We start from the raw sequence: 17100 nt of genomic DNA, 5'->3' as shown, positions 1-17100 counted from the left end.
AGCGCTCGTCCGGGCCGCCGCCCCGGCACCTGCACTCGGGCCGCGCGCACAGCCGTCCCAGGGCCGCCGCACGGCGTCCGGGCACTCGTGATTGCGATTACGCACTGTGGTTATGACTACAGGGTGTGGAGATTGATCAGCGGACGGGGCCGGCACGCGATCCCGGCGCCCCGCCACGGCCGAGGGGTGCGGGGATGCGGCGTGGGACGCGGCCGCCTGGGGAAAGGGCGCCGATGACGGCCCCTGGGGGCGCCATCGGCGCCGGTGCGGTCAGCGCTTGGCGGCGGCCTTCGCCGGTTCGATCACGGCGTCGGGCCCCGGGAAGCAGAGACCCTCGTGTCCGTCCTCGAAGCGCACGACGTACGGCGGGCCGCCGTCGGGGCCGCGGACCTCGATGATCTCTCCCACCCGGTCCGGCTGGCCCACGAGCTTGGCGTGCACGTGCAGTCGATCTCCGACCGATGCCTTCATCACACCCCCAGGCACATGCGATCTTGCTGGTCGTACGGGTCCTGTCCGGGCGTTCATACCCTGGTTGTGGATTCATACCTTCCTGGGCGCCGGCGTCCCGCCGGAGGCGGCGCGGACACTCCAGGAAATCGGGCAAATCGCCCCACCAAAGACCCTGACACCCGTCGTGACCGGGGAAAATAGTTACTGACTGGTAGAGATGCGATGGCCGCCCCGAGGGGCGACGATGGATCACGAAACCGGCGACGAACAGTCGCGAGACGGTACGGCACAGAGGGGACCCCGTGGCTACCGGACGTCAACGCTTTTCGATCATCAGCGACGGCCTGCCGAGCCAGCTGCCGGACATCAACCCGGACGAGACCCGGGAGTGGCTGGAGTCGCTGGACACGGTCATCAAGACCGAGGGCAAGGGCCGCGCGCGCTACGTGATGCTGCGCCTGCTGGAACGCGCCCGCGAGCAGCAGGTCGGCGTCCCCGGCCTGCGCAGTACCGACTTCATCAACACGATCCCGCCGGAGCACGAGCCCTGGTTCCCCGGTGACGAGCACATCGAGCGGCGCATCCGGGCCTACATCCGGTGGAACGCCGCGATCATGGTGTCCCGGGCCAACCGGCCGGAGCTGGGCGTCGGCGGGCACATCGCCACCTACGCCTCGGCCGCGTCGCTCTACGAGGTCGGGTTCAACCACTTCTTCCGCGGCAAGGACCACGGCGAGTCCGGCGACCAGGTGTTCATCCAGGGGCACGCGGCGCCCGGCATCTACGCCCGCGCCTACCTGGAGGGGCGGCTGCCGCAGGACAAGCTCGACGGGTTCCGCCAGGAGATCTCGCACCCGGGCGGCGGGCTGTCGTCGTACCCGCACCCGCGGCTGATGCCCGACTTCTGGGAGTTCCCCACGGTCTCGATGGGGCTGACCGCGATCGACGCGGTCTACCAGGCCCGCTTCAACCGCTACCTGTACAACCGCAAGATCAAGGACACCTCCCGGTCGCACGTGTGGGCGTTCCTCGGCGACGGCGAGATGGGCGAGCCGGAGTCGCTGGGCGCCATCGGCCTGGCCGCCCGCGAGGAGCTGGACAACCTCACCTTCGTCGTCAACTGCAACCTGCAGCAGCTGGACGGCCCGGTGCGCGGCAACGGCAAGATCATCCAGGAGCTGGAGTCGTTCTTCCGCGGCGCGGGCTGGAACGTCATCAAGGTGATCTGGGGCCGCGACTGGGACCCGCTGCTGGCCCAGGACGTCGACGGCGTGCTGGTCAACAAGATGAACACCACGCCGGACGGGCAGTTCCAGACCTACTCGGTCGAGTCCGGCGCCTACATCCGCGAGCACTTCTTCGGCGACGACCCGCGGCTGCGCAAGATGGTCGAGCACCTGTCGGACGACGACCTGCGCCGCCTGTCGCGCGGCGGGCACGACTACCGCAAGGTGTACGCGGCGTTCAAGGCGGCCCGCGAGCACGTCGGCCAGCCCACGGTGATCCTCGCGCACACCATCAAGGGGTGGACGCTCGGCCCCGACTTCGAGGCCCGCAACGCCACCCACCAGATGAAGAAGCTCACCAAGGCCGAGCTCAAGGAGTTCCGCGACCGGCTCTACCTGGACATCCCCGACTCGGCGCTGGAGGCGGACCTGCCGCCGTACTACCACCCGGGCGAGGACTCCGACGAGATCGAGTACATGCGCGAGCGGCGGGCGGCGCTCGGCGGGTTCCTGCCCAGGCGGGTGGTGCGCGCCAAGCCGCTGAAGCTGCCCGGCGACCCGGTGTACGCGTCGCTGAAGAAGGGCTCGGGCAAGCAGAACGTCGCCACCACCATGGCGTTCGTCCGGCTGCTCAAGGACCTGATCAAGGACGAGAACATCGGCGCCCGGTTCGTCCCGATCGCCCCGGACGAGTACCGCACGTTCGGCATGGACTCGCTGTTCCCCACGTCCAAGATCTACTCGCCGCACGGGCAGACCTACGAGGCCGTCGACCGCAAGCTGCTGCTGTCGTACAAGGAGTCCGAGCAGGGGCAGATGCTGCACGAGGGCATCAGCGAGGCCGGGTCGATGGCCTCGACGATCGCCGCGGGCACCTCCTACGCCACGCACGGCGAGCACATGATCCCCGTCTACATCTTCTACTCGATGTTCGGGTTCCAGCGGACCGGCGACCAGATGTGGGCGCTGGGCGACCAGATGGGCCGCGGCTTCCTGCTGGGCGCCACGGCGGGCCGCACCACGCTCACCGGCGAGGGCCTGCAGCACGCCGACGGCCACTCCCCGCTGCTGGCCGCGTCCAACCCCGCCTGCGTGCACTACGACCCGACGTGGGCGTTCGAGCTGGCGCACATCGTGCGGGACGGGCTGCGCCGCATGTACGGCTCGTCCGACGAGCACCCGCACGGCGAGGACGTCTTCTACTACCTCACCGTCTACAACGAGCCGTACCAGCAGCCCGCCGAGCCGGACGACCTGGACGTCGAGGGCCTGCTCAAGGGCCTCTACCGGTACCGCGAGGCGCCGCGGGCGGGCAACGGGGCCGAGGCGCCGCGGGCGCAGATCCTGGCGTCCGGCGTGGGCGGGCGCTGGGCCCTGGAGGCGCAGCGGCTGCTGGCCGAGGACTGGGGCGTGGCCGCCGACGTGTGGTCGGCCACCTCGTGGAACGAGCTGGCCCGCGAGGCCCGCTCCTGCGACGAGTGGAACCTGCTGCACCCCGAGGCCGACCAGCGCGTCCCGTACGTGACGCGCGTGCTGGAGAACGCGCCCGGCCCGATCGTGGCGGTGTCGGACTACATGCGCGCCGTCCCCGACCAGATCGCGCCGTGGGTGCCCGGCGACTTCCTCTCGCTCGGCACCGACGGGTTCGGCTTCTCCGACACCCGCGCCGCCGCCCGCCGCTTCTTCCACGTCGACGCGGCGTCCATCGTGCTCGCCGTGCTGACCCGGCTGGCCCGGCAGGGCGAGGTCAAGCCGGAGACGCTGCAGCAGGCCATCGAGCGCTACCGGCTGAACGACGACGTGGCCTCGGTGTTCGCGGGCGGCGTGCAGACCGCCGAGAGCAACACCGGCGGCGACGCCTGACGCCCTGACCCCGGCCGCGCGGGCGGGTGCCGAGATCACGGAGGTGTAGGCCGTGATCCCGCCCCGCCCGCCGCGTCCGGTCACCGCGCGGCGCCGCGGCCGAACGCCACCGCGGCGGCGGCGCACACGGCGGCCGCCAGCAGCAGCGCCCACGTCGTTTCCGCGTCCGGCCCCACGCAGGCGCCCATGGCGGCGACGCCGAGCGTGGCGCCCATCTGCCGGACGGCGTTCAGCAGCCCCCCGGCGGCCCCGGCCGTTCCCTGCGGCGCGGCGGCGATCACGGCGGACACCAGAGCGGGCAGGACGAACGACACGCCGAATCCGGCCAGCAGCAGCCCGGAGGCCAGCCAGGGGTATCCCGCCCCGGCCCGGGCCGCCCAGCCCAGCACGGCACAGCCCGCCGCCAGCGAGGTCAGCCCCGCCAGGATCGGGGGGCGGGGGCCGACGCGCGCCACGATCCGGCCGGTCACCGGCGGGACCAGCGCGAACGGCAGGGTGAGCGGCAGGAATGCCAGGCCGCTGGCGGCCGCGCCGAGGTGCCGGCCCTGCTGGAACAGCAACGGCAGGACGAACAGGTTCCCGTTGAGCGCGAAGTTCACCGCCGCGCCCGCCAGCAGCCCCGCGCGCACGCCGCGGCCGCGCAGGAGCGGCCGGTGCAGTACCGGCGCCGCACTGCGCCGTTCCAGTACCGCGAACACCGCCGCCGCCGGCACCGCGGCCGCCGCCGACCCGGCCGCGTGCGCCCAGGAGCGCGCGCCCGCCGCGATGAGCGCGTCGGTCAGCAGGGCCGGCACCGCGCACGCCGCGAGCTGCGCCGCCCAGTCGATCCGCCGGTCGCCGCGCGGGCAGCGGACGGTCCGTCCCGCGGTCAGCGCGAGCACCAGCAGCGCCAGGGGCACGTTGATCAGGAAGATGGCGCGCCAGCCCGCCAGATCGACCAGGACGCCTCCGGCGACCGGTCCGGCGGCGACCGCGGCGCCGCTGACGGCCGCCCAGCTCGCCACGGCGCGGCCGCGCCCGGCGGGGTCCGGGTACAGCCGCGCGATCAGCGACATCGAGGCCGGCACGCACGCCGCCGCGGCGACGCCGAGCACGGCGCGCAGCCCGACCAAGGCCGGCAGCGTCGGGGCGAACGCCGACAGCAGCGAGGCGCCCCCGAAGACGGCGACGCCGGCGCGGAACACCCGGTGCGCCCCGTACCGGTCGGCGACGGCCCCGGCCGACAGCAGCAGCGCGCCGAACGTCACCGTGTACCCGGTGGTGGCCCACTGCAGCCCGGCGATCGAGGTGTGCAGCGAGGCGGCCAGGTCGGGCTCGGCGACCGACAGCACGGTCATGTCCAGGAGCACCATGAAGTAGCCGAGCGAGATCCCCAGCAGCACGAACGGCCGGCTGGACCGCACCGCCGGCGCGCGCTCGGTCGGAAGGTGAACAGTGGTCATGGCGCCACTGTCGGGCCGGCGCCGGGGAACCTCCACCGGCCCGCCCGCACGCCGCGTTCGGAATTTCCGAACGCCCGCCGCGGGTTGGTCGAGGACATGGAGCTGCGCCAGTTGCGGACGTTCGAGGCCGTCGTGCGGCACCGGACGGTGACCGACGCCGCCAACGCCCTGGGCATGGCGCCGTCCAGTGTCTCCGAGCAGATCCGCACCCTGGAGAGGTCGCTGGGAGTGGCGCTGTTCGAACGCACGCCCAAGGGCATGCGGCTGACCGGGCCGGGCGAACGCCTGCTGGGCTGGGCCCGCCGCCTGCTGGACCAGGTCGAGCAGGCGCGCCGCGAGGTGACCGGCGGCGCCCAGCGGCTCCGGCTCGGCGCCCTGGAGACCATCGCCGCCACGCACGTGCCGCGCGTGCTGGCCAGGCTCGCGGAACGCCGCCCCGGCCTGCGCGTGGACGTGCACCCGGGTGCGAGCCGCGACGACCTGCTCGCCGACGTGACCGCCGGACGCCTGGACGCGGCGCTGCTGCTGGACACCGGCGCCGCCCTGGGCGACCTCGGCTTCCCGTCCCCGCCCGAGCCGCTGGCGTTCCTGGACGTCGACGCCGTTCCGCTCGCCCTGGTCGCGGCCCCCGGCCACCGGCTGCGCGGGGCCTCGCGCGTCGTGCCGGACGACCTGACCGGCGAACGCCTCCTGGTGAACGTGCCGGCCTGCTCGTTCTGGATGGCCGCCGACAGGATCATCGGGCCCGGCCCCGAACGCGTCCGGGTCGGCGGCGTCCCGATCATGCGCGCCTGGGCCGAACAGGGCCTCGGCGTCGCGCTGCTGCCGGAGTTCGCGGTGTCGGCCGCACTGGCGTCCGGCACGCTCGCCCGGCTGCCCCTGGACGCCCCCGACCTGAGCCTGCGCCTCGTCTGGCACAGCGCCCGCGAAGCCGTCCCCGCCGTCCGCGACCTCCTCTACGCCGCCGGCCTCTGAAAGACGCCCTACGAGCCCGGCCAGCGCCCCTCGACGTGACGGCGGACGAGACCGGCGTGTGACAGCGGGCTGGACAGGTCACTCACGTCGTCGTTGGTGCCGTAGTCGAGCAGGACGACATCGCCCTCGGATCCGAGGCGGCCCAGTTCGGCGACCAGATCGGCGACGCGGCGCTCCAGGACCCACCGGTAGGCCGGAAGGTATATCTCCCGGCGGGCCCGCTCGTACGGCAGCAGCACCGTCCCTTCGAGGCCCCGGCGGTGGCCGAGGACGGGCCCGTGCCGGCGAACCGTCCGCTTGAGCCCCCGCATCGCGGTGACGTGCAGCTTGGCGGGGTCGACGTCCTCGTCCGCGAAGACCTTGAGGGCCTGCCAGATCCCCTCGACCGACTGGGCGGTCACCCCCGGAGTGAACGGCACGGGAATGCCGCCGTGCGGGTAGAAGGGGCTCAGCCGCACCCACGGCTCGTCGGCGCGAGAGGTGACGTCCACGATCCGCGCGCCCGGATACGCCGCCTCGATGGAAGCCCTGGCCCGGCGCCTGCTCACGACATGTATGGTCATCCGCTGCCCCCTCCGCCGGACAGCGTGCCCTACGGCACCGACATTTTCGGCGGCGCTAGAGCAGCCCCCGGACGAAGGCGGCCTGTCCGGCGTGCTGGAGGTCGTCGGAGATGACGCTGACCAGCCGCACGGCCAGCGTGACGGGCGGGTCCCAGGAACGGTCCACGACAAGCGGCAGGTCGTCGTCGGTCAGCGTCTCGACGTAGGAGATCGTCTGCTGGTACACGGCGTCGTGGTACCCGGTGAGCAGTTCCCCCGACTCGACCTGGACGGCCGCGACCTGGTCACTGCTGTGCCCGTAGCCCGTGTCGGCGGCGTCGAAGGGCAGGCCGAACCGTTCGGCCCACCCCTTGGACGTCCACACCTGCGGGAGGCCCGCGACGTCGGCGATGTGGTCGTCCTGGATCCGGGTGAGATGCCACACCAGCCAGGCGATCGAGTTGGCGTCCTCGCCGGCCCGGTAGGCCAGCTGTTGAGGTGAGAGCCCGTCGACGGCCTGGTGGACCACCTCGCGGATCCGGCCGAACGCGTCGGTGAGCAGCTGCGCACTGGTCATTGTCCCGACGCTAGCGCGCGCGGTCAGCGTACTGAAGCACCGAGCCATTCGAGTGCGGCGACGGCGAGGGCAGTGACGCCGGTGTCCAGTGTGGGCTGGATGACCGGCGCGAACGTGGAGGAATGGTTGACGGGAACGTCCTGCTGGACGCTTCCCCGTGCGGCCGCCTGCGCGTACGCGCCGGGGTCGATGCCTCCGATGCCCCAGTAGGCGAACGGAGTGCCGAAGGCATCGGGGATCTCGCTGAAGTCCTCACTGGCCGTCTGCAGGTCGATGGTGTGGAAGTCGTCGCCGAAACGGTCGGCGAAGGCGCGGGCCAGGCGGCGGGTCACCGCGTCGTCGTTGACGGTCGGGGGGAAGCCGGCGAGGTGCTCGATCCGCGGTTCGCGCGGCGCGTTCGAGGCCGTCGCCTCACCTTTGACGCAGCGTTCGATGGCGTCCAGGACGTGCTTGCGCGTGGCGTCGTCGTAGGTGCGGACGTTGATGAGCAGTACGGCGCTGTCCGGGATGACGTTGGGGCTCGCCCCGGCCTGGACGCTGCCCACGGTCACCACGGCCGGGGTGGTGGCCGCCAGTTCCCGGGAGACGACGGTCTGGAGCCTCAGCACGCAGACGGCGGCCATGACGACGGGGTCGACGGTGGCCTGCGGCATGGACCCGTGCCCGCCCCGCCCGTAGAGGGTGACGCGCAGGTTGTCGGCGGCCGAGAGGAACGGGCCGGGGCGGACGCCGACGTACCCGGCGGGGTACGGCAGGACGTGCTGCGCGAACGCCACGTCCGGCCGGGGGATCATGTCGGTGAGGCCGTCGTCGACCATCGCCCCGGCGCCGGCGGCGTTCTCCTCGGAGGGCTGGAAGAGCGGGATCAGCGTGCCGTGCCAGGCGTCCTTCGCCCGCGCCATCAGCCGGGCGAAGCCCAGCAGGCAGGCGACGTGGACGTCGTGGCCGCAGGCGTGCATGACGGGACGCCGGTGGCCGCCGTCATCGGTGACGGTCACGGCGGAGGCGTAGGGAAGGCCGGTCTCTTCCTTGACGGGGAGCGCGTCCATGTCGGCCCGCAGCAGGACGGTGGGCCCGTCACCGTTCCCGAGGACGCCGACGACGCCGGTGCCGCCGACGCCGTCCGTCACCTCGTAACCCCACTCGCGCAGGCGCTCGGCCACCCGGGCGGACGTCCGGTGCTCCGCCAGCCCGAGTTCGGGGTGAGCGTGGAGGTCCTTGTAGAAGTCCTCCAACTGCGGGCGGATGTCGTCCAGCCCCGGCAGAACGGCGTCGGCGGTCATGGGTCCTTCCCTTCTCGTCGGCCTCGGCCTCGCCGGGTCCTGCCCCGAACGGTCCGCAGCGCGGTGCCGGGTTCCAGCGGCAGGCCGCCGGGCAGGCGCCAGCCCCGGCGGTGGGCGACCATCCGGAAGGCCAGGCCGAGCACGATTCCGGCGATCATCCCGAGCGTGGGGGAATCCAGGTAGGAGAACAGGACGAACACGCCGGCGACCGCCACGGCCACCGACGCGTACAGCGCGTTTCCGCCGAAGACGGCGGGCACGCGGCCTCTCAGCAGGTCACGCACCGCGCTTCCGCCGACCGCGGTGATCGTCCCGAGCAGCACCGCGGGCAGCCACCCGAGCCCGGCCGACAGGGTCTTCTGCGCGCCGGCCACGGCCCAGAACGAGATGACGGCCGCGTCCAGAGGGGTGAAGAGCCGGTTCCACTGGTCCTCGCGGAGATTGACCAGGAAGGCGACGAAGGCTCCCGCGAACGCGGTCGGCAGGTAGGCCGGGTCCGTGAGGGCGACGGGCGTGCCGTGCTGCAGGAGGGTGTCGCGGATGATGCCGCCGCCGAGCCCGGAGATCGTGCCGATCACGAGATAGCCGAACAGGTCGAAGCGTTCGGCGCGTGCCACGACCCCGCCGAGCAGCCCGCAGGCGAACACCCCGGCCAGGTCCAGGCAGCGGGTGATCATGTTGACGGTGTCCGCCGACGGCCATCCGCTCACCCGGCCTCCACAGGGTCCGCGGACGAGGCAGCCGGTCGATCGGCCGCCGACCGTTCACGGGCCGGCGGCGGCCGGCGTGCCGTCCACGGCACGCGCCCCGCCGCCGTCACGACCGCCTCTGCCCGGCGCGGCCCTGCGGCGCCTGACCGTCGCCGCGGCCGGCGGACGCTGGAAGAAGGTCGTCGATCATCCATGGCCTGTCCGGGGCCCGCCCGCCTCCGTTCCGGCGCGTCCGGCTGAGCGGCCCTGAGCACCCACAGGTGGTGATTCCACGGACGGCGGGGGCGCCCGGTGCCCTTGCCCCTTCTCAGACGAGCCGGGCGCCCTCTGCCGCCACCATGGGCGATACCCGTCATGCCGGGAGAATACGCAGCTCAACCACATATTCACGTGGTCGGGCGCACTCGGCCGACGACGGTGTGGGGCGGCAAGCCGTTGCAGCCCCCGCACATCCTGCGTTCGCCGCCGGCCGGCCACGGCCGGGAGCGCGGTGCGTCATGCCGACCGCCGCGCGGCGGCTGGGACTGGCCGCTTCCGGCATACCACCGGCTCCGAGCCCCCTGGGGGCGGGTGGCCGGCCCTCCGGCCCGCCACGTCCTCGGCGGCCGCAGCGCACGGCCGGGCGGCATGGGCCGCGCGTGCGTGTCAAGGGGAGGTGACGGTGCAGCCGTCGAAGGTGAGGACGGGGTTGCAGCGGGCGGCGGCGAGGCCCGGGAGGGCGGCGTAGTAGCCGGTGCCGAAGCGGTCGGCGATGCCGGGGACCGGGTAGTCCGTGCTGACCCACTGGGCGCCGCTGGCGAGCGCCGCGTCGCGGACGGAGGTGTCGCCGCTGCGGGCCTGGGCGGTGTCGGCGTCGGCGCGGGTCCGCACGATGTAGCCGCTGCGGACGAGCGACCTGATCTCCTCCGCCGATCCGACCGCGTCGTTGCGCTTGACGAACGCCGCGTCGGGCCGCCCCGGCTCGGAACTGGTGAACAGGATCCGGCCCTCCAGGCCGGGGTTGCCCTCGACGTAGCGGTCGCGGTACGTGCCGGCGTTGTCCATGAGGAACATGACCTTGCCCCGGACCGCGTCCAGCGAAGGCCAGCCGTTGCGCAGGACGGACTGTTCGAGGGTGAGGCCGTCATCGCGGATGTCGTCCGGAGTGATCAGGTCGTCCGCCGAGAAGACCGAGCGGATCTCCTCCTCCAGGCCGAGCATGCGCGCTCGCGTCCACCGGTACGGAGGAAGCGGGAAGGAGTCGGGCAGTGACAGTTCGAGGGTGTCCTTGAACTCCACCAGGATCGCGATCGGGACGTGCGACGGGTTGGCCCGCGACCAGTCGCGCACCGCGGTCAGGCATTCGACGAAGGACACGCACGTGCTGTGATAGTCGATGTCGCGAATGTGCAGGACCTTGGTGCCCTTTTCGCGCATGCGCGGGTCGTACTCCAGGGACTGGCCGGTCAGCGGCCGGATCAGCGGCCGGGCGAAACGTCCGCCGTCGGGGTCCGCCCAGACGTCGAGTTCGATCTGCCGCACGTTCTGCCCGGCGAACTGCCCGCCGAGCGGAACGTGCGTGTACTGGAGCCCGTTGGCCTGCGTCCCGGCGAAGGCGGAGATCAGCGCGAACTCCCTGGCGGTGGGCTCGCCGTGGTAGCTGTTGTGCGTCCCGATGCTCTGGATCCGGTTGAGGGTGAGCTCCTCCGCCCGGCCGGCCGACGCCGGGGTCACTGGGAGCACGGCGGTGAGCGCGGCGGCGGTGGCGAGGGCGGCGGCCCGGCGGGCGAGGCGGCGGACCGCCGGGCGGAGGCGATGCGGGGGGCGGAGATCATCCATGAACGTGAGAAGAACTCACATCTGATCGCCCGTCAAGAGGCGGCCGGAGATGGCCGCCCGCCCTTCACCTCCAGGACGACAAGGGCCGCCGAACCCCGGCCCCGGGGCGCCGGTTCGACGTCGGCCGACGCGGGCGATCGGCCGACCAGTTGGGAAAGTCTGCTCCATTAATCCCTCCGCACCACCATTCTGCCGCCTTCACCGCTATTTCCTTTTTCTCGGTCTCCGCCCGGGCTTTTGCTTTATCGTGACATCGACCGGCGCGCGAGTTGCTCCGCTTGTGCAGCCTGTTCGGATAATTTCTTCCCCGGAAGTCGAGCGCGCGTGACCACGCGTTCCGGAGTGCCGTTCCATCGGCGGCCTCCAGAATTCAGACCGAACTCGACAACGCACAAGGGGAATTCATGCGTGATTTCCGACGACGTGTCGCGCTGGCCATGGCGGTGGGCTCCGCCGCCGCGCTGGTGCCGGTCGCGGCACCGGTCCGGGCGGACACCGCCGACCGCACCTCGCCCCGCACGGCGGTGGCCGCCCAGGTCTCGACCCGCGACCATCGCGACGACCAGGTGTGCGGCCCGCCCTACGTCGACGACGACCGGCGGCTCGGGCCGAAGTACCTGCCCAAGACCGGCCCCCTCGGACGCATCCTGGAGGGCTACGAGCGCTACGGCGGGCTGTCGCCCAACCGGTTCCTCTACCGGTACTGGAACGAGACCGCCCAGCCGATGGGCTGGAGGTATCCGCCCGACGACGGATTCGCGCACGACGGCGACGTCGTCAACGGCCGTCCGGCCAAGAGGCGGGTGACCCTCCGTGCCGGCCAGTACCTCGACCGTTTCGGCTCCGAGCGCGGCGCCTTCCTCGCCCGCGCCGGCGCGAGCTTCAGCGGGCGTGCCCTGCCGCCGGACAGCCTCAACACCAACCCCGCCGACCCGGAGCACGTCTGCAACTACCACGTCTACCGCGTGGTCAAGGCGTTCGACGTGGAGGCGGGACCCGCCGCCCCCGCCTTCCAGCAGCCCGGCAAGGACGTGCAGTACCACCTCGTCGGCTCCTACGTCCCCGGAGCGCCCAAGGCGCTGAGCGTCGGGTGGCTGGTGGACACCGGCAGGTATCTGCGGCGCGTCAACTGATCGGGTGCCGGGACGCCTCGACGGCCACCGAGGCGCCCCGGACGGTGCAGGACCGGCGGCATCGTGGTGACCGCGCCGCCCAGCGGCAGGGCTTCGCCCGGCGAAGCCCTGCTCGCACGCACGGGGCCTACCGCTGGCCGGGACGGTCGACGAGCTTGGTGACGACGCGTGTGAGGTCGTTCATGATCGTGCCCTTGGGCACGTTGTAGCGGGGGTCGGCGCGGCCGTCGAGCGGCGACCTGGGGGCGTTGCGGCCGGTGTTGACGGTCCGCCGCGCCACCATCTGGTAGGTCACGGGGTCCAGCAGGAACTGCTCGCCGAACCCGCGGGACAACGCGATGGCGGGACGGCCCGCGCCGTCCCTGACGCCGGTGTCGATCTGCACGCCGGGAATGGTCGCCAGCACGCGGTACAGGGCGGCCTGGGTCGCCGGGGACATGGTCACCGGGGCGTCCCACAGCATCTGCGCGGCGTTGCGGAACGCCTGGCCGTCCCGGTCGGGGAACATCCGGTCGCGGGCGGGCATGGCGTCGACCTCCTTGTAGATGATCGAGCGCAGCTTCCGGGGGTCGGCGGGCAGCGACACCAGGCGGTCGTACTCGGCCCTGGCGCGCTTGGCCCCTATGCCCGTGTGGCGGTAGATCACCAGCTTGCCGCGCAGGAGACTGGCGTCCTGGGTGCCGTCGAGCTTGATCCAGGCCTCGGAGAAGTGCGGCTTGGGCCCGTGTTCGGCGGCGACCCCGGTCTCGACCGCCTTGGTGTACCACCACTGGTCGGGGCGGGGCCTGACCGCCGGGCGCGACTCCGCGGCCTGCGCGGCCCGGCCCAGCACCTGTTGCGCGCTCACCGGCCGCACGGCGGGCGGCCGCGTCACCGTCGTCCCGGGCCGGTCTCCGCCGGTGCCGAGCACCACCACGCCACCGGTGGCGGCGGCAACGGCGGTGACCGCCGAGACGGCGATGCCGGCGCGGTGGCGCATCCCTGCCCAGCGCGCGCATGCTCCGGTTGCGCACCGCCCCGCTGCTCAGCCCCAGCTCGGACGCCACGTCCTCCACGCTCAGGTCCTCCCAGTAGCGCAGGACGAGCACGGCGCGGTCCTTGGCCGGTAGCCGGGCCAGCCCGTTCAGCAGCGTCACCCGCAACGCCTGGTCGTGGTCGGCGGCGGCCGCCTCGGGCAGCCGCCGCCACGGCGTCTCCTTGCTGCTGTGCTTGCGGACGTGCGACAGATAGGCGCGCGTCAGCACGGTGCGCGCGTAGGCGGCGGGGTTGTCGGCGCGCTGCACGCGCCGCCACGAGGTGTACAGCCTTCCCAGCGTCGTCTGTCGCTCTCTCCCTCAGACGCCGCGACGGCCGGGCCGCGTCACAGGGCCGCGCCAAGCTTTCAGGAGCGGCGCACGGCCGGCCGGCACTGGAACACCGTTTGATCACTTACCGGCCGGGGAGCCGGCGCGCGGAGCCTGCCACTGCCAGCTGGTTTCCGGTTCGACGGTGTGCGGGCAGGGTGTCAGGCGGAGGCGGGAGGTCTTGCGCGCGGCGTCGTCCTGCCACAGGCAGCGGCGCATGGAGGAGATGGTTCCCGAGCGGGTCTGCCAGATCTGCTGCGGTGCTCCGGAAGCGCAGCGGGTCGCGGTGACGTCGTCCGTTCCGGCGTCGAGGCAGAGAGTGCGGTGCGGGCCCGATGCGATGTGGCCGGTGGGCAGGAGTGTCCACTGCTGGCTTGACGTGCCGTCGCAGGGCAGGGTGCGCACCCGGCCGGTGGCGTGGTCGGCGTCCAGACAGAGTTCGGGGTGCTCTCTGTCGGTGGCGCGGTCGCCGATGTGGGACACGATCTCTCCGGCGTTCGGCGGCCGGTGTGCCGTGGGGTACTGCCGGGCGACCCAGTTGGAGTAGTCCTCGGGCAGCGTGGGTGGTTCGGGAGGGTCGAGGCAGCGGGTCGTGCCGCAGAGTTCGTACTTGTGGTAGAGCTTGGCGAACCGGGTCTTGTCCGTCGTGTCGCCGCCGGTGAGGTTGGGCGTGTACTTGGACATGGTGTAGCCGAGGTAGGTCCGCACCGGCAGCGCTCGGCGATAGGCGACCTTCCGGAAGTAGCGGGCGGTGACGCCGTGGTCGCTGTGGTCGACGCCGCCGGTCCGCCAGCCGTCGTAGCCGAACCTGGTGTTGTCCGGGTCCAGGGTGAGGATCCGCCCGATGTTCCAGCGCACGACGAGTTGATCGAGGGTGGCCAGCAGTTCCGCCTCGTTGTAGGCGCGGGCTCCGTTCAGGGGGCCGATCTGGGACACGGCTCCGGTGAACAGGCCGAGCAGGCTCGGGTGACGGTCTCCCGCGGGACGCCCGTCGGGCAGTTCCATGAACGTCAGCCGCACCTCACGCCGGAGCAGCCGGTACGAGCGAAGGGTGCGGTCGCCGACCTGGACGGGCCGCGGCGACCAGTGGTTCCGGGCTCCCGCCATCGCCGCGTACGCCTCACGGACTCCGTTCTCACGGTTGGCGACGAAGTCGGCGCCGCGCTCGCCGTCCCCCGCGGTCAGGTACACGGTGCTGACGGGGCAGCCCGCCCGGATCAGGTCGCGGATCGCGGGGTTGAGGCTGAGCAGGTCGTCATCCTGATGCGCCACGCCCACCAGGGTGTGCGGGCAGGACGGCCGCGCCCCCGCCGTCCCGGCGATGGGCTGCGCGCTGGCACCGCACGCCCCTGACGCGATGAGGCCAAGCAGGAACACGGCGGCGAGCTTTCGCGCCCTGCGGCCTCGCTCCCCGCCACGCGGACTGCCGGGAGCCGCTGTGACGGGAGTCGCGCTTCGGCCCATAGGGGGTTCTCCTCGCTCGGTCGTCCTGTCGCGGCTCTCACCCGTGGCCGGCGGTGTTGCCTCGAGTCCTTCAGAAGGCTGGGCCACACCTCACCCTGACGCGTGCTGTCCGAATCCAGAGCATCACTCTATGTAACGTGACGTGGCTCGGCGGCATTGCTGTGCAGGCCGAGGGGCGTCATGGCGCCGGTCTGGCGGGCGCCGGTGATTTCGCCGATTCCGGGCCGGTGCCCGCAAATCACACTGTGCTTCCCCCGTCATCCGCTCAGGGAGGTAACCCCGTGCGCACACCTGTCCGGTTCCCGCGGCGGCGCTGGGGGCGGTGCTGGCCGCCACCCTCCTCCTGTGACCCAACCCACACCCGGCCCTGCCCCAGGACCGTCCCCCCAGGGCAGGGCCGCGGCCCCCACGACCCCCTGCCCGCTCAAACTGGTGTGGTGGAGAAGGTCAGGGCCGGTCGGCCTCTGCCAGCAGACTGCGCATGGCGGCCGCGTATTCGTCGAATACCGCTCGGCATGCCCGTTGAAGAGCGTCGTCCCCTGTCAGCTGCGCCCAGCGCTCGTCACCCTCGACGCTCACTGGTTGCGACAGCTCCACGACGAGACTGAGAAACCGGGCCAGTTCGGCGCGGACGGGGACGTCGCGGTCGACGGCAAGCTTGATCAAGAACGGCAGGGCTGCGGGCATCGCCGCGCTCATGTGGAAGATGCCGTCGGTCAGCACGACGCCCAGTGCGCGCAATGCTTCCGCACCGGCCGCCTCGTCGAGCAACCCACCGAAAAGCGCCGGGACACGGGCGGGACACCCCGGAATCTCCGACCATGCGATCTCCGCGATGCCGTCGAGCGCGGGGTGGTCCTGGCCCGCTCGCTCAGCGTGGGGATGGTCGTGCAGGAACGCAGCGACGGCGGCCTCCTTGGCCGTCAGGTCATGCACGCACATCCGTCCGCTCCCAACGCCGCCCCAGGCGAGACCAACACACACCCTGCGCACCATCCACCACGCTCCTGACCGCCGCACCAAGGCGCGAACCGTCATCGGCTCTCCGTGGCCCGCACCAGCGTCCGAGCGGGCGGCCGGGGGACCGGCCGCCGCGGAAACGGCGGGTCAGGGGGCGGGTGGCGGGGTGAAGACGCCGAAGTGGTTGCCGGACGGGTCGAGGAGGTGGGCGAACACCAGGCCCTTGGGCGTGGTGGTCGGCTGGACGAGGATCTTGCCGCCGAGCCGTTCGGTGCGGGCGCACACGGCGGCCACGTCCTCGACCAGGACCAGGAAGGTGGCGGAGTTCTGCTCGGCGCTGGGCACGTGCGCGATGCCGCCGCTGGGCGCCTCGGCGCCCGGGTAGCTGATCAGGTCGTAGCCGGTGCCGGGGTCGACGTCGAACGTCCAGCCGAACAGGTCGCCGTAGAAGTCCCGGGCAGCCTTGGGGTCGTCGGTGCCGACCTGGAACCAGGTGACGGTGTTGAACGCGGGTGCGGCCATGGTTGCCTCCACGGTGATCGCCGGTTTCGGTGTACGCGTGTCACTTTCTCCGGCGTCCGCGACAACCCCCTGTCGGTGTTTTCAGACCAGTTCCAGAGATCGGGCGATCATGTCGGCGGGGCGGTCGCATTCGAGTTCTTCGAAGGTCCGCGCGGGGGCGGTCTCGTCGAGCAGGGTGGCGCGGCGGATCCGGTCGATGCGGAAGACGCGGCCCTCCCCCCGCAGGCGGCACCAGCCGAGGAAGTACCAGTTGCGGTGACCGGCGGTGAACGCGACGGGTTCGACGTCGCGTTCGCTGGTGGTTCCGGAGCCGTTGACGTACAGCAGGCGCACCACGCGGCGGGCGGCCACGGCCTCCTCCAGGACGGCGGGCACGGACGCGGGCCCGTCCGACGCGATCGGGACCAGGAACCGGATGCGGTCGGCCAGGTCGCGGGCCGAGGCGCCGTCGGGTGCCGGCATCGCCGAGAGGATCTTGTGCAGGGCGGTGCGGGCGGCGCGCGAGTACGGCGATCCCGCCGCCCGGCTGAGCGTGATCGCCACCGCGACGGCCTCGGCCGGGGTGAAGTTGAGGGGCGGCAGGGTGCGGCTCTTGTCGAGGGTGTAGCCGCCGGCCCGGCCGACGTCGGCGTAGATCGGGACCCCGGCCTGCTGCAGCGCCGCGATGTCGCGTTCGACGGTGCGGACGCTGACCTCGAAGCGGGCGGCCAGCTCACGGGCGCTCAGCCGGCGCGGCGCGCACGCCCGCAGCTCCTCGACCATGGCGTAGAGACGGTCGGTGCGGTTCAC

At 72.4% G+C, this 17100-nt stretch carries 15 protein-coding genes and 1 pseudogene; 3 read left to right on the top strand and 13 right to left on the bottom strand.

Annotated elements, in window-relative coordinates; genetic code table 11:
* Nucleotides 1-270: 270 nt before the first annotated feature.
* Nucleotides 271-471 (bottom strand): DUF1918 domain-containing protein, encoded by a 201-nt coding sequence (locus ABZ801_RS22640; protein ID WP_360700859.1) that lies wholly within the window; start codon nucleotides 469-471, stop codon nucleotides 271-273.
* A gap of 284 nt (nucleotides 472-755) precedes the next feature.
* Here ABZ801_RS22640 and aceE point away from each other — a divergent pair, with 284 nt between their 5' ends.
* A complete protein-coding gene (aceE, locus tag ABZ801_RS22635; RefSeq protein WP_344947048.1) occupies nucleotides 756-3542 on the top strand; it encodes a pyruvate dehydrogenase (acetyl-transferring), homodimeric type in 2787 nt (928 codons plus the stop codon).
* An 80-nt stretch (nucleotides 3543-3622) separates the two neighbouring features.
* Here aceE and ABZ801_RS22630 read toward each other — a convergent pair whose 3' ends face one another.
* On the bottom strand, nucleotides 3623-4984 hold the full coding sequence (locus tag ABZ801_RS22630; protein ID WP_360700856.1) for an MFS transporter: 1362 nt from the start codon (nucleotides 4982-4984) through the stop codon (nucleotides 3623-3625).
* 96 nt (nucleotides 4985-5080) lie between these two features.
* Here ABZ801_RS22630 and ABZ801_RS22625 point away from each other — a divergent pair, with 96 nt between their 5' ends.
* Nucleotides 5081-5959, top strand: a complete 879-nt coding sequence (locus tag ABZ801_RS22625; protein WP_360700854.1) for a LysR family transcriptional regulator — start codon at nucleotides 5081-5083, stop codon at nucleotides 5957-5959.
* Between the two features lie 8 nt (nucleotides 5960-5967).
* On the opposite strand, the gene ABZ801_RS22620 is transcribed toward ABZ801_RS22625, so the two are convergent.
* The 5 genes from ABZ801_RS22620 to ABZ801_RS22600 all read right to left on the bottom strand — a co-directional run bounded on the left by ABZ801_RS22620 (nucleotide 5968) and on the right by ABZ801_RS22600 (nucleotide 10889).
* Nucleotides 5968-6507: a hypothetical protein gene (locus ABZ801_RS22620; protein WP_360700851.1), complete on the bottom strand. Its 540-nt coding sequence runs from the start codon at nucleotides 6505-6507 to the stop codon at nucleotides 5968-5970.
* 70 nt (nucleotides 6508-6577) lie between these two features.
* A complete protein-coding gene (locus ABZ801_RS22615; protein WP_360700848.1) occupies nucleotides 6578-7078 on the bottom strand; it encodes a DUF664 domain-containing protein in 501 nt (166 codons plus the stop codon).
* A 23-nt stretch (nucleotides 7079-7101) separates the two neighbouring features.
* The gene (locus ABZ801_RS22610; protein ID WP_360700845.1) at nucleotides 7102-8361 is read right to left on the bottom strand and encodes an amidohydrolase; all 1260 of its coding nucleotides are present in this window, start codon (nucleotides 8359-8361) and stop codon (nucleotides 7102-7104) included.
* Nucleotides 8358-9071: a trimeric intracellular cation channel family protein gene (locus ABZ801_RS22605; RefSeq protein WP_360700843.1), complete on the bottom strand. Its 714-nt coding sequence runs from the start codon at nucleotides 9069-9071 to the stop codon at nucleotides 8358-8360. The genes ABZ801_RS22610 and ABZ801_RS22605 overlap by 4 nt, the downstream gene beginning before the upstream one ends.
* A 645-nt stretch (nucleotides 9072-9716) precedes the next feature.
* Nucleotides 9717-10889: a phosphatidylinositol-specific phospholipase C1-like protein gene (locus ABZ801_RS22600; RefSeq protein ID WP_360700840.1), complete on the bottom strand. Its 1173-nt coding sequence runs from the start codon at nucleotides 10887-10889 to the stop codon at nucleotides 9717-9719.
* Between the two features lie 404 nt (nucleotides 10890-11293).
* On the opposite strand from ABZ801_RS22600, the gene ABZ801_RS22595 reads away from it, so the two are divergent.
* Nucleotides 11294-12022, top strand: coding sequence for a TNT domain-containing protein (locus tag ABZ801_RS22595; protein WP_360700837.1), 729 nt, complete (start codon nucleotides 11294-11296; stop codon nucleotides 12020-12022).
* A 127-nt stretch (nucleotides 12023-12149) separates the two neighbouring features.
* Here ABZ801_RS22595 and ABZ801_RS22590 read toward each other — a convergent pair whose 3' ends face one another.
* The 6 genes and pseudogenes from ABZ801_RS22590 to ABZ801_RS22565 all read right to left on the bottom strand — a co-directional run bounded on the left by ABZ801_RS22590 (nucleotide 12150) and on the right by ABZ801_RS22565 (nucleotide 17100).
* A complete protein-coding gene (locus tag ABZ801_RS22590) occupies nucleotides 12150-13001 on the bottom strand; it encodes a CU044_5270 family protein (RefSeq protein ID WP_360700834.1) in 852 nt (283 codons plus the stop codon).
* Between the two features lie 16 nt (nucleotides 13002-13017).
* Nucleotides 13018-13335, bottom strand: a pseudogene (locus ABZ801_RS22585) (sigma-70 family RNA polymerase sigma factor); the annotation flags it as partial.
* Between the two features lie 111 nt (nucleotides 13336-13446).
* Nucleotides 13447-14637 (bottom strand): ricin-type beta-trefoil lectin domain protein, encoded by a 1191-nt coding sequence (locus ABZ801_RS22580; RefSeq protein WP_360700831.1) that lies wholly within the window; start codon nucleotides 14635-14637, stop codon nucleotides 13447-13449.
* Between the two features lie 639 nt (nucleotides 14638-15276).
* Nucleotides 15277-15771, bottom strand: a complete 495-nt coding sequence (locus tag ABZ801_RS22575) for a hypothetical protein (protein WP_360700828.1) — start codon at nucleotides 15769-15771, stop codon at nucleotides 15277-15279.
* A gap of 165 nt (nucleotides 15772-15936) precedes the next feature.
* Nucleotides 15937-16311: a VOC family protein gene (locus tag ABZ801_RS22570; RefSeq protein ID WP_360700825.1), complete on the bottom strand. Its 375-nt coding sequence runs from the start codon at nucleotides 16309-16311 to the stop codon at nucleotides 15937-15939.
* A gap of 81 nt (nucleotides 16312-16392) precedes the next feature.
* On the bottom strand, nucleotides 16393-17100 hold the full coding sequence (locus ABZ801_RS22565; protein WP_360700822.1) for a YafY family protein: 708 nt from the start codon (nucleotides 17098-17100) through the stop codon (nucleotides 16393-16395).

It is taken from the genome of Actinomadura sp. NPDC047616, assembly GCF_040642915.1.
GTDB classification, from domain to species: Bacteria; Actinomycetota; Actinomycetes; order Streptosporangiales; family Streptosporangiaceae; genus Spirillospora; species Spirillospora miaoliensis.
Note: the sequence above shows the minus strand (reverse complement) of the source record. Positions and strands in the feature narration are given on the sequence as shown.